This is a genomic window from Microbacterium sp. 70-16 (assembly GCF_001898315.1).
GTDB lineage: Bacteria > Actinomycetota > Actinomycetes > Actinomycetales > Microbacteriaceae > Microbacterium.
In genome coordinates, this window is record NZ_MKTQ01000026.1 from 166,098 (window position 1) to 183,047 (window position 16,950).

The 16,950-nt window shown below is 70.1% G+C and carries 14 protein-coding genes; 10 read left to right on the top strand and 4 right to left on the bottom strand.

Annotated features, from left to right (window positions below; all coding sequences use genetic code 11):
- Position 1: 1 nt before the first annotated feature.
- From BGO46_RS11580 to BGO46_RS11615, 8 genes are all read left to right on the top strand, one after another.
- Entirely contained in the window at positions 2-1,669 is a 1,668-nt protein-coding gene (locus BGO46_RS11580) for a glycoside hydrolase family 13 protein (RefSeq protein WP_292673766.1), read from the top strand.
- Positions 1,670-1,719: 50 nt separating this feature from the next.
- Positions 1,720-2,754 (top strand): LacI family DNA-binding transcriptional regulator, encoded by a 1,035-nt coding sequence (locus BGO46_RS11585; protein WP_292673763.1) that lies wholly within the window; start codon positions 1,720-1,722, stop codon positions 2,752-2,754.
- A 43-nt stretch (positions 2,755-2,797) separates the two neighbouring features.
- Positions 2,798-4,036, top strand: coding sequence for an amidohydrolase (locus BGO46_RS11590; protein ID WP_292673761.1), 1,239 nt, complete (start codon positions 2,798-2,800; stop codon positions 4,034-4,036).
- Complete coding sequence (locus tag BGO46_RS11595) at positions 4,033-4,782, top strand: hypothetical protein (protein ID WP_292673758.1); 750 nt, start codon at positions 4,033-4,035, stop codon at positions 4,780-4,782. The genes BGO46_RS11590 and BGO46_RS11595 overlap by 4 nt, the downstream gene beginning before the upstream one ends.
- 88 nt (positions 4,783-4,870) lie before the next feature.
- Positions 4,871-6,925 carry an APC family permease gene (locus tag BGO46_RS11600; protein ID WP_292673754.1) on the top strand — a complete coding sequence of 685 codons (2,055 nt, stop codon included), beginning with the start codon at positions 4,871-4,873 and terminating at the stop codon, positions 6,923-6,925.
- A 37-nt stretch (positions 6,926-6,962) separates the two neighbouring features.
- Positions 6,963-8,261 carry a SufS family cysteine desulfurase gene (locus BGO46_RS11605; RefSeq protein WP_292673751.1) on the top strand — a complete coding sequence of 433 codons (1,299 nt, stop codon included), beginning with the start codon at positions 6,963-6,965 and terminating at the stop codon, positions 8,259-8,261.
- Position 8,262: 1 nt separating this feature from the next.
- Positions 8,263-8,709, top strand: a complete 447-nt coding sequence (sufU, locus tag BGO46_RS11610) for a Fe-S cluster assembly sulfur transfer protein SufU (protein WP_292673748.1) — start codon at positions 8,263-8,265, stop codon at positions 8,707-8,709.
- Positions 8,706-10,184 carry an NAD(P)/FAD-dependent oxidoreductase gene (locus BGO46_RS11615; protein ID WP_292673747.1) on the top strand — a complete coding sequence of 493 codons (1,479 nt, stop codon included), beginning with the start codon at positions 8,706-8,708 and terminating at the stop codon, positions 10,182-10,184. The genes sufU and BGO46_RS11615 overlap by 4 nt, the downstream gene beginning before the upstream one ends.
- A 184-nt stretch (positions 10,185-10,368) precedes the next feature.
- Here BGO46_RS11615 and BGO46_RS11620 read toward each other — a convergent pair whose 3' ends face one another.
- From BGO46_RS11620 to BGO46_RS11635, 4 genes are all read right to left on the bottom strand, one after another.
- Positions 10,369-10,791, bottom strand: a complete 423-nt coding sequence (locus tag BGO46_RS11620) for a hypothetical protein (protein WP_292673745.1) — start codon at positions 10,789-10,791, stop codon at positions 10,369-10,371.
- 23 nt (positions 10,792-10,814) lie between these two features.
- Positions 10,815-12,350, bottom strand: a complete 1,536-nt coding sequence (locus tag BGO46_RS11625) for a DUF222 domain-containing protein (protein ID WP_292673742.1) — start codon at positions 12,348-12,350, stop codon at positions 10,815-10,817.
- Positions 12,351-12,611: 261 nt separating this feature from the next.
- Positions 12,612-13,580, bottom strand: a complete 969-nt coding sequence (locus BGO46_RS11630; RefSeq protein ID WP_292673739.1) for an SRPBCC family protein — start codon at positions 13,578-13,580, stop codon at positions 12,612-12,614.
- A gap of 1 nt (position 13,581) precedes the next feature.
- The gene (locus BGO46_RS11635; protein WP_292673737.1) at positions 13,582-13,962 is read right to left on the bottom strand and encodes a metalloregulator ArsR/SmtB family transcription factor; all 381 of its coding nucleotides are present in this window, start codon (positions 13,960-13,962) and stop codon (positions 13,582-13,584) included.
- 246 nt (positions 13,963-14,208) lie between these two features.
- Between BGO46_RS11635 and BGO46_RS11640 the strand changes: the two genes are divergently transcribed.
- The gene (locus tag BGO46_RS11640) at positions 14,209-14,418 is read left to right on the top strand and encodes a heavy-metal-associated domain-containing protein (RefSeq protein ID WP_292673733.1); all 210 of its coding nucleotides are present in this window, start codon (positions 14,209-14,211) and stop codon (positions 14,416-14,418) included.
- A 66-nt stretch (positions 14,419-14,484) separates the two neighbouring features.
- On the top strand, positions 14,485-16,803 hold the full coding sequence (locus BGO46_RS11645) for a heavy metal translocating P-type ATPase (RefSeq protein WP_292673730.1): 2,319 nt from the start codon (positions 14,485-14,487) through the stop codon (positions 16,801-16,803).
- The last annotated feature ends 147 nt before the right edge of the window (positions 16,804-16,950 follow it).

Genomic DNA, 16,950 nt, shown 5'->3' on the forward strand with positions numbered 1-16,950 from the left:
CGTGCCAGAGCTCAGCGAGACCCACCCGGGTTCCGAGTGGTGGCGCACCGCCGTGATCTACCAGATCTACCCCCGGTCGTTCGCCGACGCGTCCGGCGACGGCATCGGCGACCTGCCCGGCGTCACCGCGCACCTCGACGACCTGCGCGCCCTGGGCGTCGACGCCGTGTGGCTGAGCCCCTTCTACCGCTCTCCGCAGAAGGATGCCGGCTACGACGTTGCCGACTACTGCGACGTCGACCCCCTGTTCGGCACGCTCGCCGACTTCGACGAGATGCTCGCGGCGGCGCACGCCCGGGGCATCCGCATCATCGTCGACCTCGTCCCCAACCACAGCTCCGACCAGCACGTGTGGTTCCAAGAAGCCTTGGCATCCGCCCCCGACAGCGCCGCCCGCGCGCGCTACCTGTTCCGCGACGGCCGCGGCCCCGCGGGCAACGAGGCCCCGAACAACTGGGAGTCGGTCTTCGGCGGCCCCGCGTGGACGCGCACGACGAACCCCGATGGCACGCCGGGGCAGTGGTACCTGCACCTGTTCGACACGAGCCAGCCCGACTTCGACTGGTCCAACCCCGAGGTGCAGGAGGAGTTCCGCGGCATCCTGCGGTTCTGGCTCGACCGCGGCGTCGACGGCTTCCGTGTCGATGTCGCGCACGGCCTCGTCAAGACCGATGGTCTGCCCGACCACCTTCCCGCGGTGGATGCCGACAGTATGGGCGGCTCCGACGACGACGTCCCGTACTGGGGACAGGAGGGCGTGCACGAGATCTACCGCGACTGGCACCGCGTGCTCGCCGAGTACGACGGTGACCGCGCCCTGTGCGCCGAGGCATGGCTTCCCACCGTCGACCGCACCGCCGAGTGGGTGCGCTCCGACGAGATGCACCAGGCGTTCAACTTTCCGTACCTCATGACCGAGTGGGATGCCCCCGCGATCCGCGAGGTGATCTCCGAGTCGCTGCGCGCCTTCCCCGCCGTCGGCGCCCCCGCGACGTGGGTCCTGTCCAACCACGACGTCGTCCGGCACGCGTCGCGCCTCGCGCTGACGGCCGAGAACCCGCAGGGTCACGGCATCGGACCGGACTCGCCCGGCCAGCCGATCCCCGAGGTGGGGCTGCGCCGCGCCCGCGCCGCGACGGCCGTCATGCTCGCGCTGCCCGGTTCGGCCTACCTCTACCAGGGCGAAGAGCTCGGGCTGCCCGAGGTCATCGACCTGCCCGCCGAGTCGCGGCAGGATCCGACCTGGTTCCGCACCGACGGCGAGCGCTATGGCCGTGACGGATGCCGCGTGCCGCTCCCCTGGACGGCCGATGCCCCCGCCTACGGCTTCAACGCGACGGGCGAGAGCTGGCTGCCGCAGCCCGCCGAGTGGGCGACGCTCGCTCGCGACGCGCAGGAGGACGACCCCGAGTCGACGCTGTGGCTGTACCGCACGCTGCTGGCAACCCGTCGCAGCGAGAACCTCGGTGCGGGCGCGCTCACGTGGCTCGACGGCTACGGCGACGACGTGCTGGCGTTCCGCAACGGCCGCGTCATCGTGGTGGCCAACGTCGGCACGACGCCGGTGCCGCTACCCTTGCAGGACGCGGGCACGGTCCTCGTGGCGAGCGAGCCCTTCGAAGGGGCCGAGCTGCCGGTCGACACCGCTGTCTGGCTGCTCGAGAGCTGACGAGAGCTGACGAGACCTGAGGGACGCAGACCGACCAGCGGAGGACCGACGTGACGAGCCTCGATGACGTCGCCCGCACGGCTGGGGTCTCGACGGCGACGGCGTCGCGGGCTCTGAGCGGGCGCGGTCGGATCTCGGCCGCGACGCGCGAACGAGTGCGGCGCGCCGCCGACGAGCTCGGGTACGTCGCATCGGCGACCGCGTCGTCGCTGGCATCCGGTCGTGCCGAGAACGTCGGCGTCGTGGTGCCGCTCATGGACCGCTGGTTCTTCGCAACGGTGCTCGACGGCATCTCGGCGACGCTCGCGGCGCGCGGCTACGACCTCACGCTGTACAACGTGACCGACGACCCGGCGCAGCGGGCGCACCTGTTCGAGACGTCGCTGCGGCGCGGCCGCGTCGACGGACTGATCGTGCTGTCGATCCTGCTGGCGGATGCCGAGGTCGCGCACCTGCGCGCGCTGCCGATCCCGGTGCTGGGTCTCGGTGTGCCGCGCGCCGAGATCGCGGCGCTGCGGGTCGACGACACCGCCGTCGGCCGGGTTGCGACCGAGCACCTGCTCGCGCTCGGACATCGCGAGATCGCCCTCATCGGCAACACGCCTCCGGCCGGCGCCGACACCGTGCTCGACATCCCCACGCGGCGGCGCCGCGGCTTCGAGCAGGCGATGGCGGATGCCGGGTTGCCATCCGCTCCCTTCGCCGACGCCGACTTCACGGTGGCGGGCGCTCAGCGCGTCGCACACGACCTGCTCACCGGGCCGCACCCGCCGACGGCGATCTTCGCCGCGTCGGACGAGATGGCCTACGGCGTGCTCGCCGCGGCGCGTGAGCTGGGCCTCGCCGTGCCCACCGACCTGTCGGTCATCGGCGTCGACGGGCACGATCTCGCGGAGCTGTTCGACCTCACGACGATCGACCAGTTCCCGCACACACAGGGGCAGCGCGCGGGCGAGGCGATCCTGGCGGCCCTCGACGGCACGTCACAGGATGCCCACGTGCTGGCCCCGGTGCCGGATGCCCCGGCATCCCTCCCCTTCGAGCTCGTCGTGCGCGGCACGACCGCGCCACCGCGCTCGTCGTAGCGAAAACCGAGCGAGCGCGGTGGTTCCCCGTAAGGTCGAGGGCATGAGCATCGATCTCGAGGCCCTGTACATCGACCTGCATCGACACCCCGAACTGTCGTTCCAGGAGACACGGACGGCCGGCGTCATCACGCGCGAGCTCGACGCGCTGGGCCTGTCCTACGTCGAGGGCCTCGGCCGCACCGGCGTCGTGACGAGCATCAGCAACCCTTCGACAGGCACAGGAGGGACCGGCGACGGCCCCGTCGTGTGGCTGCGCGCAGACATGGACGGCCTGCCCGTGCAAGAGCAGACCGGGCTCGCCTACGCGAGCACGGCGCGCGGAGTCGACCCGGCCGGCACCGACGTCCCCGTCATGCACGCGTGCGGCCACGACATGCACGTGACCGCGATGCTGGGCGCACTCGAGAAGTTGCTCGCTACGCGCGACGAGTGGTCGGGCACCGTCGTCGCGGTCTTCCAGCCCGCCGAGGAGTACGGCGCCGGCTCGCAGGCGATGATCGCAGACGGTGTGCTGGATGCCTTCCCGAAGCCCGACATCGTGCTCGGCCAGCACCTCACCCCGCTGCCTGCCGGAACGATCGGCGTGCGTCCCGGCACACAGATGGCGGCCAGCGACGGCCTGACGGTGAAGCTGCTCGGCCGCGGCGGCCACGGCTCGCGGCCGCACGCCACGATCGACCCCGTCGTGATGGCGGCGGCGACCGTCATGCGCCTGCAGACGGTCGTCTCGCGCGAGGTCGACCCGCGCGAAATGGCGGTCGTGACCGTCGGATCGATCCACGCGGGCCTGAAGAACAACATCATCCCCGCCGACGCGACGCTCGAGTTGAGCCTGCGCTACCCCGACGACGCCGCGCGGGTCGACGTCATGGCGCGCGTCGAGCGCATCGTGCGGGCCGAGGCTGCGGCATCCGGCGCCGAGGCCGAGCCGGTCATCACGATCGATCACTCGCTGCCGCCGACGATCAACGATCGGGATGCCACGGCGCGCCTGACCGCGGCGTTCGATCGCGCCTTCGGCGAGGGCACCGTCATCGACCCGGGCATGTTCACGGGCAGCGAGGACGTCTCGTGGTTCGCGCGCGAAGCCGGTGTGCCGCTCGTCTTCTGGTTCTGGGGCGGTCTCGACCCGCAGCAGTACGCCGACGCGCTCGCACGCGGAGCCGTCAACGAAGAGATCCCGACGAACCACTCGCCGTACTTCGCACCGGTCCTGCACCCGACGATCGAGCACGGCGTCGATGCGCTCGTCGTGGCGGCACGGGAGTTCCTCGCGTGAGCGGCGGCTGGGATGAGGAGACCGGCGACACGCAGGGGTCGCGCACGCCGATCGTGCTGGGTGTCATCGCGGGCATCCTGCTGATCGCCGTCATCGTGACGCTCGCGATCGCGCTCACGCGCGACAACGGCGCGGCGCCCACCCCGACGCAGACCGAGACCACGGCCGAGACAACGACGCCGACAAGCTCTCCGTCCGAGACTCCGGATGCCACCGGCGAGCCGGTCGCGCTGCAGTTCTCCGGCACCGGGTTCGCGCTCGTCGACGCGGCGGACGAAGAGGTCTTCACCTACGGGTGGGCCGATGACGCGGCGGATGCCGTGGCCGCGCTCACCGACGCCTTCGGCGCCGAGCCCACGCAGCGCGTCGAGGCCGGCGACGGTACCCACTACCCCGACTACACGGTTTACCAGTGGGACGGCTTCATGCTGTTCGACATGATCGAGACCGCAGGGGGGACGCCGCGCGCCGAGTATGCGCAGCCGTCGTACACGCTGTTCTCGCGCAACGAGGTCGGCGGCATCGAGATGGTCGCCGAGCAGGGCCTTGAGATCGGCATGTCGGTCTCCGGCGTCCGGGCGCTGGGACCCGACCAGGAGATCCCGCGCGGCAACGTCGGGGCGACGCGGTTCGTGTTCGACCAGGAGCGCTCCAGCGCCGAGGGCGCGCCGCAGTACAGCATGTTCGCCGACACCGACGGCACCGCTGTGACGTCGATTCTGTATTTCCGCTACTCGGCGCTCTGACCGTCAGACGCCCGTGCGCGACCGGCGCCCGCACGCACCCACGGCTTGACCCGGCTCCACCGATTGCGCGCGGGCGCTGCACGGCGTAATGTCGCCCGCCGTGACTGACAACGCGCGTACGGGATCCGACGAGACCCCGATCGCCAAGCGCATCCTCATCGGCGAACCGCTGACCAGTGAGGAGCTCGAGGGACAGCTGCTCCCGAAGAGGATGGCGCTGCCGATCTTCGCCTCCGACGCGCTGTCGTCGGTGGCCTACGCACCGCAGGAACTGCTGATGATCCTGCTGCTGGGCGGCACCGCGTTCCTCGCGTTCAGTCCGTGGGTCGCTGCGGCCGTCGTGGCCCTCCTGATCGTCGTCGTGCTGAGCTACCGCCAGCTCATCAAGGCATATCCGTCCGGCGGCGGCGACTACGAGGTCGCCCGCACGAACCTCGGCGAGCGCGCCGGGGTCGTCGTCGCGGCGGCACTGCTGGTCGACTACATCCTCACGGTCGCCGTCTCGGTGGCATCCGGCGTCGACAACATCATCTCAGCGCTGCCGGCACTCGACGCGTGGCGGGTCGAACTGGCGGTCGGGTTCGTCGTGCTGATCATCCTCGTGAACCTGCGCGGCGTGCGCGAGGCATCCACCGCGTTCGCGATCCCGACGTACCTGTTCATCGGCTCGGTGCTCGTGATGATCGTCACCGGTCTCGTGCGCTGGGCGCTGGGGGATGCCCCGATCGCCGACAGCGCGCAGTATGCCGTGCAGGCCGAAGACCTCAGCCAGGTGGCGGTGATCCTGCTCATCCTGCGCGCGTTCTCGAGCGGCTGCTCGGCGCTGACCGGCGTCGAGGCGGTGTCGAACGGGGTCCCTGCCTTCCGCCGGCCGAAGGTGCGCAACGCGCAGACGACGCTCGTCATGATGGGGTCGATCGCGATCCTCATGTTCGCGGGGCTGACGATGCTCGCGCTCGTCGCGGGCGTGCACTACGCCGAAGACCCGTGCCATCTCGTCGGGTTCGACTGCGCGGCGGCGGTGCAGCCGAGCCTCATGGCGCAGGTCGCCGCCGCGACGTTCGGCGGCGGCAGCGTGCTGTTCTTCATCATCCAGGCGGCGACGGCGGCCGTGCTGCTGCTGGCCGCGAACACGGCGTTCAACGGGTTCCCGCTGCTGGGATCGGTGCTCGCGCGTGACGGCTACGCGCCGAAGGCGCTCAACACGCGCGGCGACCGGCTCGTGTACTCGAACGGCATGATCATCCTGGGCCTGGCGGCCGCACTCGTGCTGATCGTGTTCCAGGCGCGCCTGACGACGCTCATCCAGCTGTACATCATCGGAGTGTTCGTCTCGTTCTCGCTCGGGCAGCTCGGCATGGTCAAGCACTGGCGGCGTGAGCTGCGGCTGCTCGCGCGCTCGAAGTCCGCCGAGCGGCGCGGGGCATACGCCGGCCTGCTCATCAACGCGCTCGGCGCGACCTTCACGATCGTCGTGCTGGTGATCGTGACGATCACGAAGTTCACCCACGGGGCGTGGCTGGTGTTCCTGGCGATTCCCGTGCTGTCGTTCCTGATGATCGGCGTGCATCGGTATTACCGCGACGTCGAGCACGAGATCACGATGGACGACGACGTGCACTTCGGGGCATCCGGCGATGTCGCGATCGTCCTCGTCGGCACGCTGCAGAAGCCCGTCGCGAAGGCGATCGACTACGCGCTCGCGGCCAAGCACGACAAGACGATCGCGGTGCACATCGCGGTCTCGGCCGATGCGGCGCGCGCCGTGCAGGACGATTGGGAGTTCTACCGGATGCCCGCGCCGCTGCTCGTCATCGAGTCGCCGTACCGGCAGTACGCGGCTCCGCTCGCGCAGTTCATCGCGCAGTATCGCGCGAAGCACGGGCCCTCACTCATGACGGTCTACCTGCCGCAGTACATCGTCGGCCACTGGTGGGAGACCATGCTGCACAACCGCCGCGCCCGGCGCATCGCGCAGCAGCTCATGCTCGTGCACGGCGTGCAGATCACGCTCGTGCCGTGGCTGCTCGACTCGTCGGAGCTCATCTACGGCCGCCGGTCGCGGCCGCTGCCGGGTGACGACCGTGCCGGGCGCATCCCGACGTACGGGCTGGTGTCACACACCGACGACGAGCAGGGCTGACGGGCCCCGCCTCTCTGCCGGGGCGTAGCCTAGAAGCGTGACTACAGCGACCACCGAGGCGACCCAGGCGGACGCGACACCCCTGGACGCGGCCCACCTGCGCGAGGACTTCCCGATCCTCAGCGAACAGGTGAACGGGCACCGCCTCGTGTATCTCGACTCGGCCGCGACCAGTCAACGTCCGCTGGCCGTGCTGGACGCCGAGCGCGAGTTCCTCACACACACCAACGCCGCCGTGCACCGCGGCGCGCATACGCTCGCCGCTGAGGCGACGGAGCTGTTCGAGGATGCCCGGGCCACCGTCGCCGGCTTCGTCGGCGCAGAACCCGAACAACTCGTCTGGACCAGCGGCGCGACGATGGGGCTCAACCTCGTCGCGTACTCGATCGGCAACGCGTCGGTCGGGCGCGGGGCACCGGCATCCGCTTCGCTCGCACTGCGCCCGGGCGATGAGATCGTCACGACCGAGATCGAGCACCACGCGAACCTCATCCCGTGGCAGGAACTCGCCGCGCGCACCGGCGCGGTGCTGCGGCACATCCCGGCGCACGGCGACGGCACGCTCGACCTCGAGGCGGCCGCCGACCTCATCCGCGAGCGCACCCGGGTCGTCGCGTTCACGCACGTCTCGAACGTGCTCGGCATCGTCAACCCGGTCGCCGACCTCATCGCGCTCGCCCGCGGCGTCGGCGCACTGACGGTGATGGATGCCTGCCAGTCTGCTCCGCACCTGCGCCTGGACTTGCCGGCGCTCGGCGTCGACCTCGCCGTGTTCAGCGGCCACAAGATGCTCGGCCCCTACGGCGTGGGCGGACTGTACGGCCGCGCGGAGGTGCTCGAGGCGATGCCGCCATTCCTCACCGGCGGCTCGATGATCACGACGGTGACGCTCGATGGGGCCGAGTTCCTGCCGCCGCCGCAGCGGTTCGAGGCGGGAACGCAGCCGATCGGCCCCGCGATCGGACTCGCCGCCGCCGTGCGCTACCTCGACGCGGTGGGTCTCGAGCGCATCCATGTGCACGAGAGCATGCTTGCGGCGCGCATGCGCGCGGGACTCGTCGAGATCCCGGGCATCCGGCTGCTGGGCGATGCTGCCGCAGAGCGGGTCGGGCTGTGGGCGTTCGATGTCGAGGGAGTGCACGCGCACGACGCGGGCCAGTTCCTCGACGCGCGCGGCATCGCGGTGCGGGTCGGTCACCACTGCGCGGCGCCGTTGCACAGCCGGTACGGCGTCACGGCATCCGTTCGGGCGAGCGCGGCCTTGTACAACACCGTCGACGACGTCGATACTTTCCTCGATGCCGTCACCGGCATACGCCCCTACTTCGGAGTCTGACATGAGCGACGATCTGGACGCCCTCTATCGCGAGTTGATCCTCGATCACTCGAAGCACCCGCAGCACTTCGGGCTCGCGCCCGACGCCGACCACACCGGGACTTCGCACCAGAAGAACCCCGTGTGCGGTGACGAGATCACGTTGCGCGCCCGCGTCGACGGCGAGCAGATCGCGGATGTGACCTGGGAAGGTCGGGGCTGCTCGATCTCGCAGGCATCCGCTTCGATGCTCGCCGACCTCGTCGGCGAAGAGGACCTCAGCCGTGGTGAGGCGATCACGCTCATCGAGGGCTTCCGCGAGGCGCTGCGCTCACGCGGCCAGATCGAACTGGACGAAGACGTCTACGGAGACGCCGCCGCGCTGACCGGCGTCTCGAAGTTCTCCGCCCGGGTCAAGTGCGCCATGCTCGCATGGGTCGCCCTCGAAGACGCCCTCGCCAAAGCATGACCGCGCACGTCGTCATCATCGGCGGAGGCTTCGCCGGTGTCAGTGCCGCACGGGCGCTGAAGAACGCGCCGGTGCGCGTGACGCTCATCGACCGCCGGGTGTACAACACGTTCCAGCCGCTGCTGTACCAGGTGGCGACGGGCGGCCTGAACCCGGGCGATGTGACGCACTTCCTGCGCAGCCTGCGCGTGCACCAGCCGAATCTCGACGTCGTGCACGAGCACCTCATGGAGATCGATACGGATGCCCGCACCATCCGCCTGCTCGACGGGCAGGAACTCGCCTACGACTACCTGCTCATCGCCACGGGAGTGACGACGGCGTACCACGGCACGCCCGGCGCGAAGGAGAACTCGTTCGCGGTGTACTCGCGGTCGCAAGCGATCGCGATTCGCGACACGCTGTTCACGCGCCTCGAGAAGGCGGCGGCCCAGCCGGATCGTGATCGGGGGCTGTCGGTCGTCGTGATCGGCGGTGGCCCGACGGGCGTCGAGATGGCGGGATCGCTCGCCGAGCTGCGCGATCAGGGCCTCGCGCCCGCGTATCCGGAGCTGCAGGGCGGGGCGTTCCGCATCACGCTCGTGCAGCGCAGCGAGATCCTCAAGCCCTTCCTGCCGAAGCTGCGGAAGTACGCGACCGAGCAGTTGCGAAAGCGCCACGTCGAGGTGCGCCTGGGCGCCGGCGTCGAAGAGGTCTGCCCCGATTCGGTTCGGCTCAGCGACGGCACGGTGCTGCCCGCAGATCTTACGATCTGGGCGACGGGTGTCGCACCGCACGAGGAGGTGCGCGAGTGGAGCCTGCCACTTGACGGCGGCAACCGGATCCGCGTGGGCGAAGACCTGCAGGTCGTGGGCCTGCCGGGAGTCTTCGCCGCCGGTGACGTCGCGATCGCGCCGCAGGATTTCCCGCAGCTCGCGCAGCCCGCGATCCAGGGTGGTGAGCACGTCGCCCGGCAGATCCGGCGTCTGATCGACGGGCAGGCGACGCAGTCATTCTCGTACTACGACAAGGGTCAGCTGGCGATCATCGGGCGCCGCGCCGCCGTCGGCGAGGTGCCCGGCATCGCGAACCTGCCGGTGCTGCACTACATCGGCATCCTGCAGAAGGTGCCGTTCCTGCGCGCGATCATCCCGCTCACGGGATTCACGGCGTGGTCGACGTGGCTGTTCGTGCACATCGCGAGCCTGCTCGGGCCCCGCAACCGCCTGCAGGTGATGGTCGGCCTGCTCGCCCGGTATGGGTTCCGCCTGCACCGCACGCCCGTGCCGATCGTGGGCGACGTGCCAGCGATCCGCCCCGCGAAGGCGCAGCGCAAGAAGCGGGCGGATGCCGCGGGTGCGGGTGCCGCGAGTGCGGGTGCCGCGAGTGCGGATGCCGCGTCGGCGGGTGCCGCGCCGGCGGATGCCCCGGCGGCCGGCACGGACGCTGCGGCGACGACCGACGCTACGGGCGCCGCCGGCGCCGCGGAGAGCTGATCCGCTAGGAGCGCCACGGGGCGACGAGCTCGACTCCGGTGTCTGCGAAGTCACGCGTGTTGCGGGTGGCGAGCGCGAAAGCTCGCGACCGCGCGATGCCCGCGGTCTGGGCATCCTGCACCGTGATCGGATGCTCGACCCGCTCTCGTTCGGCCGTCAGGGCGGCGGTGTGGCGAGGGCAGGTCTACCCGATCAGCTCGGGCAGGTCGTCGGGCGTGAGCTGGCGCACGCCGCGGCTGTGCAGCAGGAACTGCCCCCGCACTTGCACACCCTCTGCCCGCAGGGCTCGCCCGAGCGCCGTCGGCCACTTCGCGTCACGCGTGCTGAGCGCCGCTTTGCCACGCCGCTCCCAGACGAGGACGATCTGGGTGGCATCGAGCACTCCCATCATGTCGGCGAAGCGGCTCGCGAACACCTCGGCGTGCGTGCACATGCCCAGGTCAGGAGTGACGCACGCCCGGTTCGGGTCGGCCGGGTAGTCGTCGATCGGCATCATCGTCCGCTGCACACGGTCGTCACCGTCGAGGAAAAAGAGCCAGACTCGATGCACGAGCGCGCGCTCGAGCATCTCGCCGAGCCACTCCTGCAGCACGATGTCGTCGGTCATGGGCGGGGTTTCTTCGTACGTTTTCATGCGCCCAGATTGACGGCCACGCACGCCGGAAATCCGTTATCCACAGGCCCACAGCCCGGATCGCGAAAATCAGGCACCTGTGGAGGAAGCGATGAACACACGGCGATCGCATTCCCTCGCGACGAACCGCGACCCCGCGCACTCACGTCCGCAGCACCTGCTTCTTGAGCCTCACCGGCGAGGTCGTCGTCCTTCGCCACCGCAATGAGGTGTCGTACCAAACGGGTGCCTGCACCTCGGGCACGCCGCCATTCATGCGGATCTTCCAGCCGATCCGTTCGAGGAAGCGGTGGTGATACCAGCAGAGCATCACGCCGTTGTCCGTATGCGTCGGACCGCCGCGGGCGTACTCGGTGACGTGGTGGATCTCGCACCACCCGGCCGGCACTCCGCAGCCCGGAATGATGCACCCGCCGTCGCGCAGCGCGATCGCGCGGCGCTGGTAACGGTTGAAGATGCGCTCTTCGGTGCCGACCGTCGTCGCGGCTCGTGATCCGCTGGATCGTCCCCGAGCAGGCGATGTGGCGGGCGACGGCGATCGAGATCGGCTGGTCGCACCCCTGCAGGTGCGCGTAGCCGGTGCCGGATGCCATGTCCGCGGCATCCACCGATACGACAAGCGTCGGGGCGTACCCGCCGATCGTGGGCAGCAGCCCGCTCGAGGCGGCGACGCCCAGCGCGGCCGCGAACGCGTCGTGCTGTTTCTGCGCTCTCGTGCGCAGATCGAGCGGGGCATCGGTCGCATCGTCAGCTTCGGCGTACGGGTCGGTGAAGACGACCGTCGGGGCCTGGTGCGCATCGAAGATCAGCTGCAGTTGCGCCGCGACCTCGGGTACCAGGTGACCGCGCACGGGAACGCCGGCGGGTGTCGCGACTCCGAGGATGAGGGCGCGCTTGCGCTCCGCGACGCGCTCGCGGGGCTCGGCCCCGTCCGGGTCGAGTGCGAGTGCCCACGTCTGCGCATGGATCTTCAGCAGCTCGGCGCACGCGGGTGGCGCGCCGCCAGGGCCCTCACCGCGCGCTTCGGCGACGACGATCTCGGCAGCCTCCGCCCGCGCCGACGCCGGGACGCGCGGAGCGGTGGCCTGCAGCGGACCCGTGATCGCAAGGATGCCGTCGGCACCGACGACTCCGTCGAGCATCGCGGCACGCACCGAGGGGAAGGGCGCTGCCAGCTTCTCGCCCGTCGTGTCGCTGATCTCGGGGCGCACCGTCAGCGCCGCGCGCTGCAGCCGTGCCGCGGTGTGCGGCGCGACACGCGTGATCTGCTGCACGAGCTCGACGACGTCGCGGCATCCCAGATGTGACGTCATCCGGTCGTCACGCACCGCCGCCCCGGACCGCCGGGCCACCTCGCCGACGGCGTCAATCAGCAACGCTTCGGTGAGGCGCCCGATCTCGGCGATCGCCCCGAGCTGCAGCGCGAGTTCGCCCTCACTGGCGCGCTCGAATGCGCGCTCGGCATCCGCCACGCGCAGCACCGCGAGCGCCTGCGACCGCAGGTCTTCGAGGTGCTGTGCGAGGAGGTCCATACCCTCGATTCTGCCGAGGGCCTCCGACACTGTGAGTCGACGAATCCCAGGTCAACGGCAGATTGTGGACAACTTCTGCGAGGGCCGATTGTGGAGGAGGCGATGGCGTCAGCTGGGGTCGAAGCCCCGCCGAACGCCCACCCGAACTGCAAGGCCGCGCACGCGACACGCCGCCCCACAGCGCGTGTGGGGCGGCGTGTCGGCCGTCAGGCCTTGCAGTTGCGTTCCAGCGAGACGCCCGAAGCGAGAGGATGCCGCAGCTCACACCCCCGCGAGGACGGTCGCCTCCAGCCGCGCGTACGAGGCTTCCATGCCGTCGGTCATGCCGGTGGCGAGGATGGCGTCGCGGGTCGCGGCATCCGGGTACTCGATGATGAGGGTCAGCAGGGTCGCGCCGTCCTCTTCATAGAGCATCAGGTCGTTGACCGTCGCGGGCCCGTCGGTGCCGATCATCTTCTCGGTCGAGACCGAGCGCCGGATGGGGTCGCTCAGCACGGTCTCGCCCTCGAAACCGAAGCGGGTCGCCTCATCGTCGCCGCGCTGCCAGACGTAGCGATACGTGTCGCCGACCTCGCACTCGATCATCGTCCAGCCGTCGGGTCCGAGGAGCCACGTCTTGAGCAGCTCGGGCTCGTGGTGCGCGCGCCAGACGAGCTCCTGCGGGCCGTCGATGAGGCGGGTGATACGCACGTGCTGGTCGTCGAGGACCTCGGTGCGGGTGCCCTTGCCCTGCGCGTACGCGCGGAGGTCCTGCAGCACGGCATCCAACTGGTCCATCGCCATGCGCGAGCCTTCGACGGCGCCCATCGCGACGGCCTGCTCGAGGCCCTCGAGCGACGCGAAGTACGTCGTGTTGAGCAGGCGCGACCCCGCACCCGTCGCCTCGAACCGGAACACCATGCGCATCGAGGGGAAGTCCTCGAACACGGTGCCGTCGGCGTCGGTGAAGTTGTCGAGCACCTCGAAGCCGGTCGGCTCGCTGATCGCGAGGAACTCCCATGCGCCGCGCGACGGCTCGCCCTGCGGGCTCGTCATGTGGTACCGCGCGCGCCCGCCGACCGCGAAGTCGAACTGGGTGAATGTCGCCGGCCAGCCGGGAGGGCCCCAGAATCGCTCGAGCTGGCGCGGGTCGGTGAAGGCCTTCCAGAGCCGCTCGACGGGGGCGTCGAAGTCGGCGGTGAGGGTCATCGTGAGGTTGTCGGCGTCGGTCGTGATGTCGGTGACAGGCATGTCACTCTCCTTTGTGTGGGTCTTTCGTCCCCGTCGAGGGGCCAGGGTCGGGCTCAGCCAGCAGCGCATCGAGGCGGTCGATGCGTGCTCGCCAGAGGTCCTCGTAGCGCGCCAGCAGTGCGCGGGCGCGGGCGATCATGACAGGATCCGCGCGGACGAGGCGTTCCCGGCCCTCGGCGCGCTTGACGATGAGCTGAGCGGCTTCGAGGACGGCCACGTGCTTCTGTACCGCCGCGAACGACATGTCGTATTCCGCGGCGAGCGCCGAGACGGACTGTTCGCCCGCCAGGGTGCGCCGCACGATGTCGCGCCGCGTGGCCTGCGCCAGGGCGTGGAACACACGGTCGATCTCATCGTCGCTCAACTCATTTTGTACAACCATTTGGTTGTACGTTACGACGACGGATGCCGCGTGTCAAGGGGTCTTGTGAACGGAATTGCGCCCGCCACCCATCCCGGTGGCGCTGCGGACCGACTCACGCGCATCGAGCTGGTCCGGCGCACCACCTCCCTCCTGCAGGCACCGCCGAATAGACACGGTTTCGCACCTGCGGGAATACCCCTGGGGGGTACTAGAGTTGTGCCCTGTAGATACCTGCCAGGGGTACCCCGATGAGAGGAACATGACATGACGACGACCGAGTACCAGGTGACCGGGATGACGTGCGGACACTGCGAGATGTCGGTGCGCGAAGAGGTCGAGCAGATCGCCGGTGTGGAGGACATCCAGGTCAGCGCGCAGAGCGGCAAGCTCGTCGTGACCGCGGCATCCGACCTTGACGACGCCGCCGTGCTGGCAGCCGTCACCGAAGCGGGATACTCGGCCGTACGCGTCTAAGCCCCGCGGGGCCCGCGCCGCGACCCCACCATCCCGACCACCCAGCACCCCCGAGGAAGGACTGTGATGAGCACCCCGGCATCCACTGCAGACGCGAGCTACGAGCTTGAGATCGGCGGGATGACCTGCGCGTCGTGCGCGAACCGCATCGAGCGCAAGCTGAACAAGCTCGACGGCGTCGCGGCATCCGTCAACTACGCCACCGAGAAGGCGAAGGTCACCGTCCCCGCGGGCTACGACCCCGCCGCGCTCATCGCCGAGGTCGAGAAGACCGGCTACACGGCAGCCCTGCCTGCGCCGAAGGTCACGAAGCAGGATGCCTCAGACAGCGCCGACCCCGAAGACCCCGAGCTCAAGAGCCTGCGCACGCGCCTGATCGTCTCGACCGTCCTGTCGGTGCCGGTGATCCTCATGGCGATGATCCCCGCGCTCCAGTTCACCTACTGGCAGTGGGCGTCGCTCACCCTCGCGGCGCCCGTCGTTGTGTGGGGCGCATGGCCGTTCCACCGCGCCGCGTGGATCAACCTGCGCCACGGCGCCGCGACGATGGACACGCTCATCTCGATGGGCACGGGCGCCGCCTTCCTGTGGTCGCTGTACGCCCTCTTCTTCGGAACGGCGGGCATGCCCGGCATGACCCACGAGTTCGAGCTCACCCTCGCGCCGTCGGACGGCACGGCGAACATCTACCTCGAGGTCGCCGCCGGCGTGACGATGTTCATCCTTGCGGGCCGCTACTTCGAGAAGCGCGCGAAGCGGCACGCGGGGGCCGCCCTGCGGGCCCTCCTCGAGCTCGGGGCGAAGGAGGTCGCGGTCCTGCGCGGCGGTGTCGAGACCAGGATCTCGATCGATGACCTGCGCGTCGGCGACGAGTTCGTCGTGCGCCCCGGCGAGAAGATCGCGACCGATGGCGTCGTCGTCTCGGGCACGTCCGCCGTCGACGCCTCGATGCTGACGGGCGAGTCGGTGCCGGTCGAGGTTGCCGAAGGGGATGCCGTCACGGGCGCCACCGTCAACGCGGGCGGCCGCCTCGTGGTGCGCGCGACGCGCGTCGGCTCCGACACGCAGCTCGCCCAGATGGCGAAGCTTGTCGAGGATGCCCAGTCAGGCAAGGCCGACGTGCAGCGCCTCGCCGACCGGATCTCGGGCGTCTTCGTCCCGATCGCGATCGGCATCGCCCTCGTCACGCTCGCCGCGTGGCTGATCGCCGGGTTCCCGGCCTCGGCCGCGTTCACGGCCGCCGTCGCGGTGCTCGTGATCGCGTGCCCGTGCGCCCTGGGACTCGCGACCCCGACGGCGCTGCTCGTCGGCACGGGCCGCGGCGCGCAGCTGGGCATCCTGATCAAGGGCCCCGAGGTCCTGGAGTCCACCCGCAAGGTCGACACCGTCGTGCTCGACAAGACCGGCACCGTGACCACCGGCAAGATGACTCTGGTCGACGTCATCGCCGAGCCCGGTGTGGATCGCGAAGAGCTGCTGCGCCTTGCCGGCGCACTCGAGGATGCCTCAGAGCACCCGATCGCCCAGGCGATCGCGCGCGCGGCCCGAGAGCGCTCCGCCCGCACCGCGAACAACAGCCTCCCCCCGGTCGTTGAGCGAGGGCCGCAGGCCCGAGACGAAACGCTCCCGGCCGTCGAGGGGTTCACCAACCTCGAGGGCAAGGGCGTGCAGGGCGTCGTCGACGGCCACGCCGTGCTCGTCGGCCGCGAGTCGCTGCTCGCCGAGTGGTCGCTGCACTTGACCCCCGAGATCGCCGCCACGAAGGCGCAGGCCGAGGGCGAGGGCAAGACCGTCGTCGCCGTCGGATGGGACGGGGCCGCACGCGGCATCCTGATCGTCGCCGACACGGTCAAGCCGACGAGCGCCGAGGCGATCGCGCAGCTCAAGGCGCTCGGCCTCACGCCTGTACTGCTCACCGGTGACAACGAGACGGTCGCCCGCCGGATCGCCACTGAGGTCGGGATCGATCAGGTGATCGCCGAGGTGCTGCCGAAGGACAAGCTCGACGTCATCACCCGACTGCAGGGCGAGGGCAAGGTCGTCGCGATGGTCGGCGACGGTGTCAACGACGCCCCCGCTCTCGCGCAGGCCGACCTGGGCCTCGCGATGGGCACGGGCACCGACGTCGCGATCGAGGCATCCGATATCACCCTCGTGCGCGGAGACCTGCGCAGCGCGGTCGATGCGATCCGCCTGTCACGCAAGACGCTCGGCACGATCAAGACCAACCTGTTCTGGGCGTTCGCATACAACACGGCCGCGATCCCGATCGCCGCGCTGGGGCTTCTGAACCCCATGCTCGCGGGTGCTGCGATGGCGCTGTCGAGCGTGTTCGTCGTGGGCAACAGCCTGCGACTGCGGACCTTCCGCAGCACCGCGCGCTGACCGCGTCTGCTGCTGACCGCGTCTGTTGAGAGGAGTACGGCGATGACCGACCCGCACGCACACCATCGGATGCCTGAGGACCACTCCGCGCACGCGGGGATGGACCACTCCGCGCACGCGGGGATGGACCACTCCGCGCACGCAGGG

Bases quoted from the DNA above. Each gene is read 5' to 3' on its own strand.
- BGO46_RS11590 (WP_292673761.1), top strand. From the start codon at position 2,798: ATGAGCATCGATCTCGAGGCCCTGTACATCGACCTGCATCGACACCCC.
- BGO46_RS11630 (WP_292673739.1), bottom strand. From the start codon at position 13,580: ATGCCTGTCACCGACATCACGACCGACGCCGACAACCTCACGATGACC.
- sufU (WP_292673748.1), top strand. From the start codon at position 8,263: ATGAGCGACGATCTGGACGCCCTCTATCGCGAGTTGATCCTCGATCAC.
- BGO46_RS11635 (WP_292673737.1), bottom strand. From the start codon at position 13,962: ATGGTTGTACAAAATGAGTTGAGCGACGATGAGATCGACCGTGTGTTC.
- BGO46_RS11625 (WP_292673742.1), bottom strand. From the start codon at position 12,350: ATGGACCTCCTCGCACAGCACCTCGAAGACCTGCGGTCGCAGGCGCTC.
- BGO46_RS11600 (WP_292673754.1), top strand. From the start codon at position 4,871: ATGTCGCCCGCCGTGACTGACAACGCGCGTACGGGATCCGACGAGACC.
- BGO46_RS11640 (WP_292673733.1), top strand. From the start codon at position 14,209: ATGACGACGACCGAGTACCAGGTGACCGGGATGACGTGCGGACACTGC.
- BGO46_RS11620 (WP_292673745.1), bottom strand. From the start codon at position 10,791: ATGACCGACGACATCGTGCTGCAGGAGTGGCTCGGCGAGATGCTCGAG.
- BGO46_RS11615 (WP_292673747.1), top strand. From the start codon at position 8,706: ATGACCGCGCACGTCGTCATCATCGGCGGAGGCTTCGCCGGTGTCAGT.
- BGO46_RS11645 (WP_292673730.1), top strand. From the start codon at position 14,485: ATGAGCACCCCGGCATCCACTGCAGACGCGAGCTACGAGCTTGAGATC.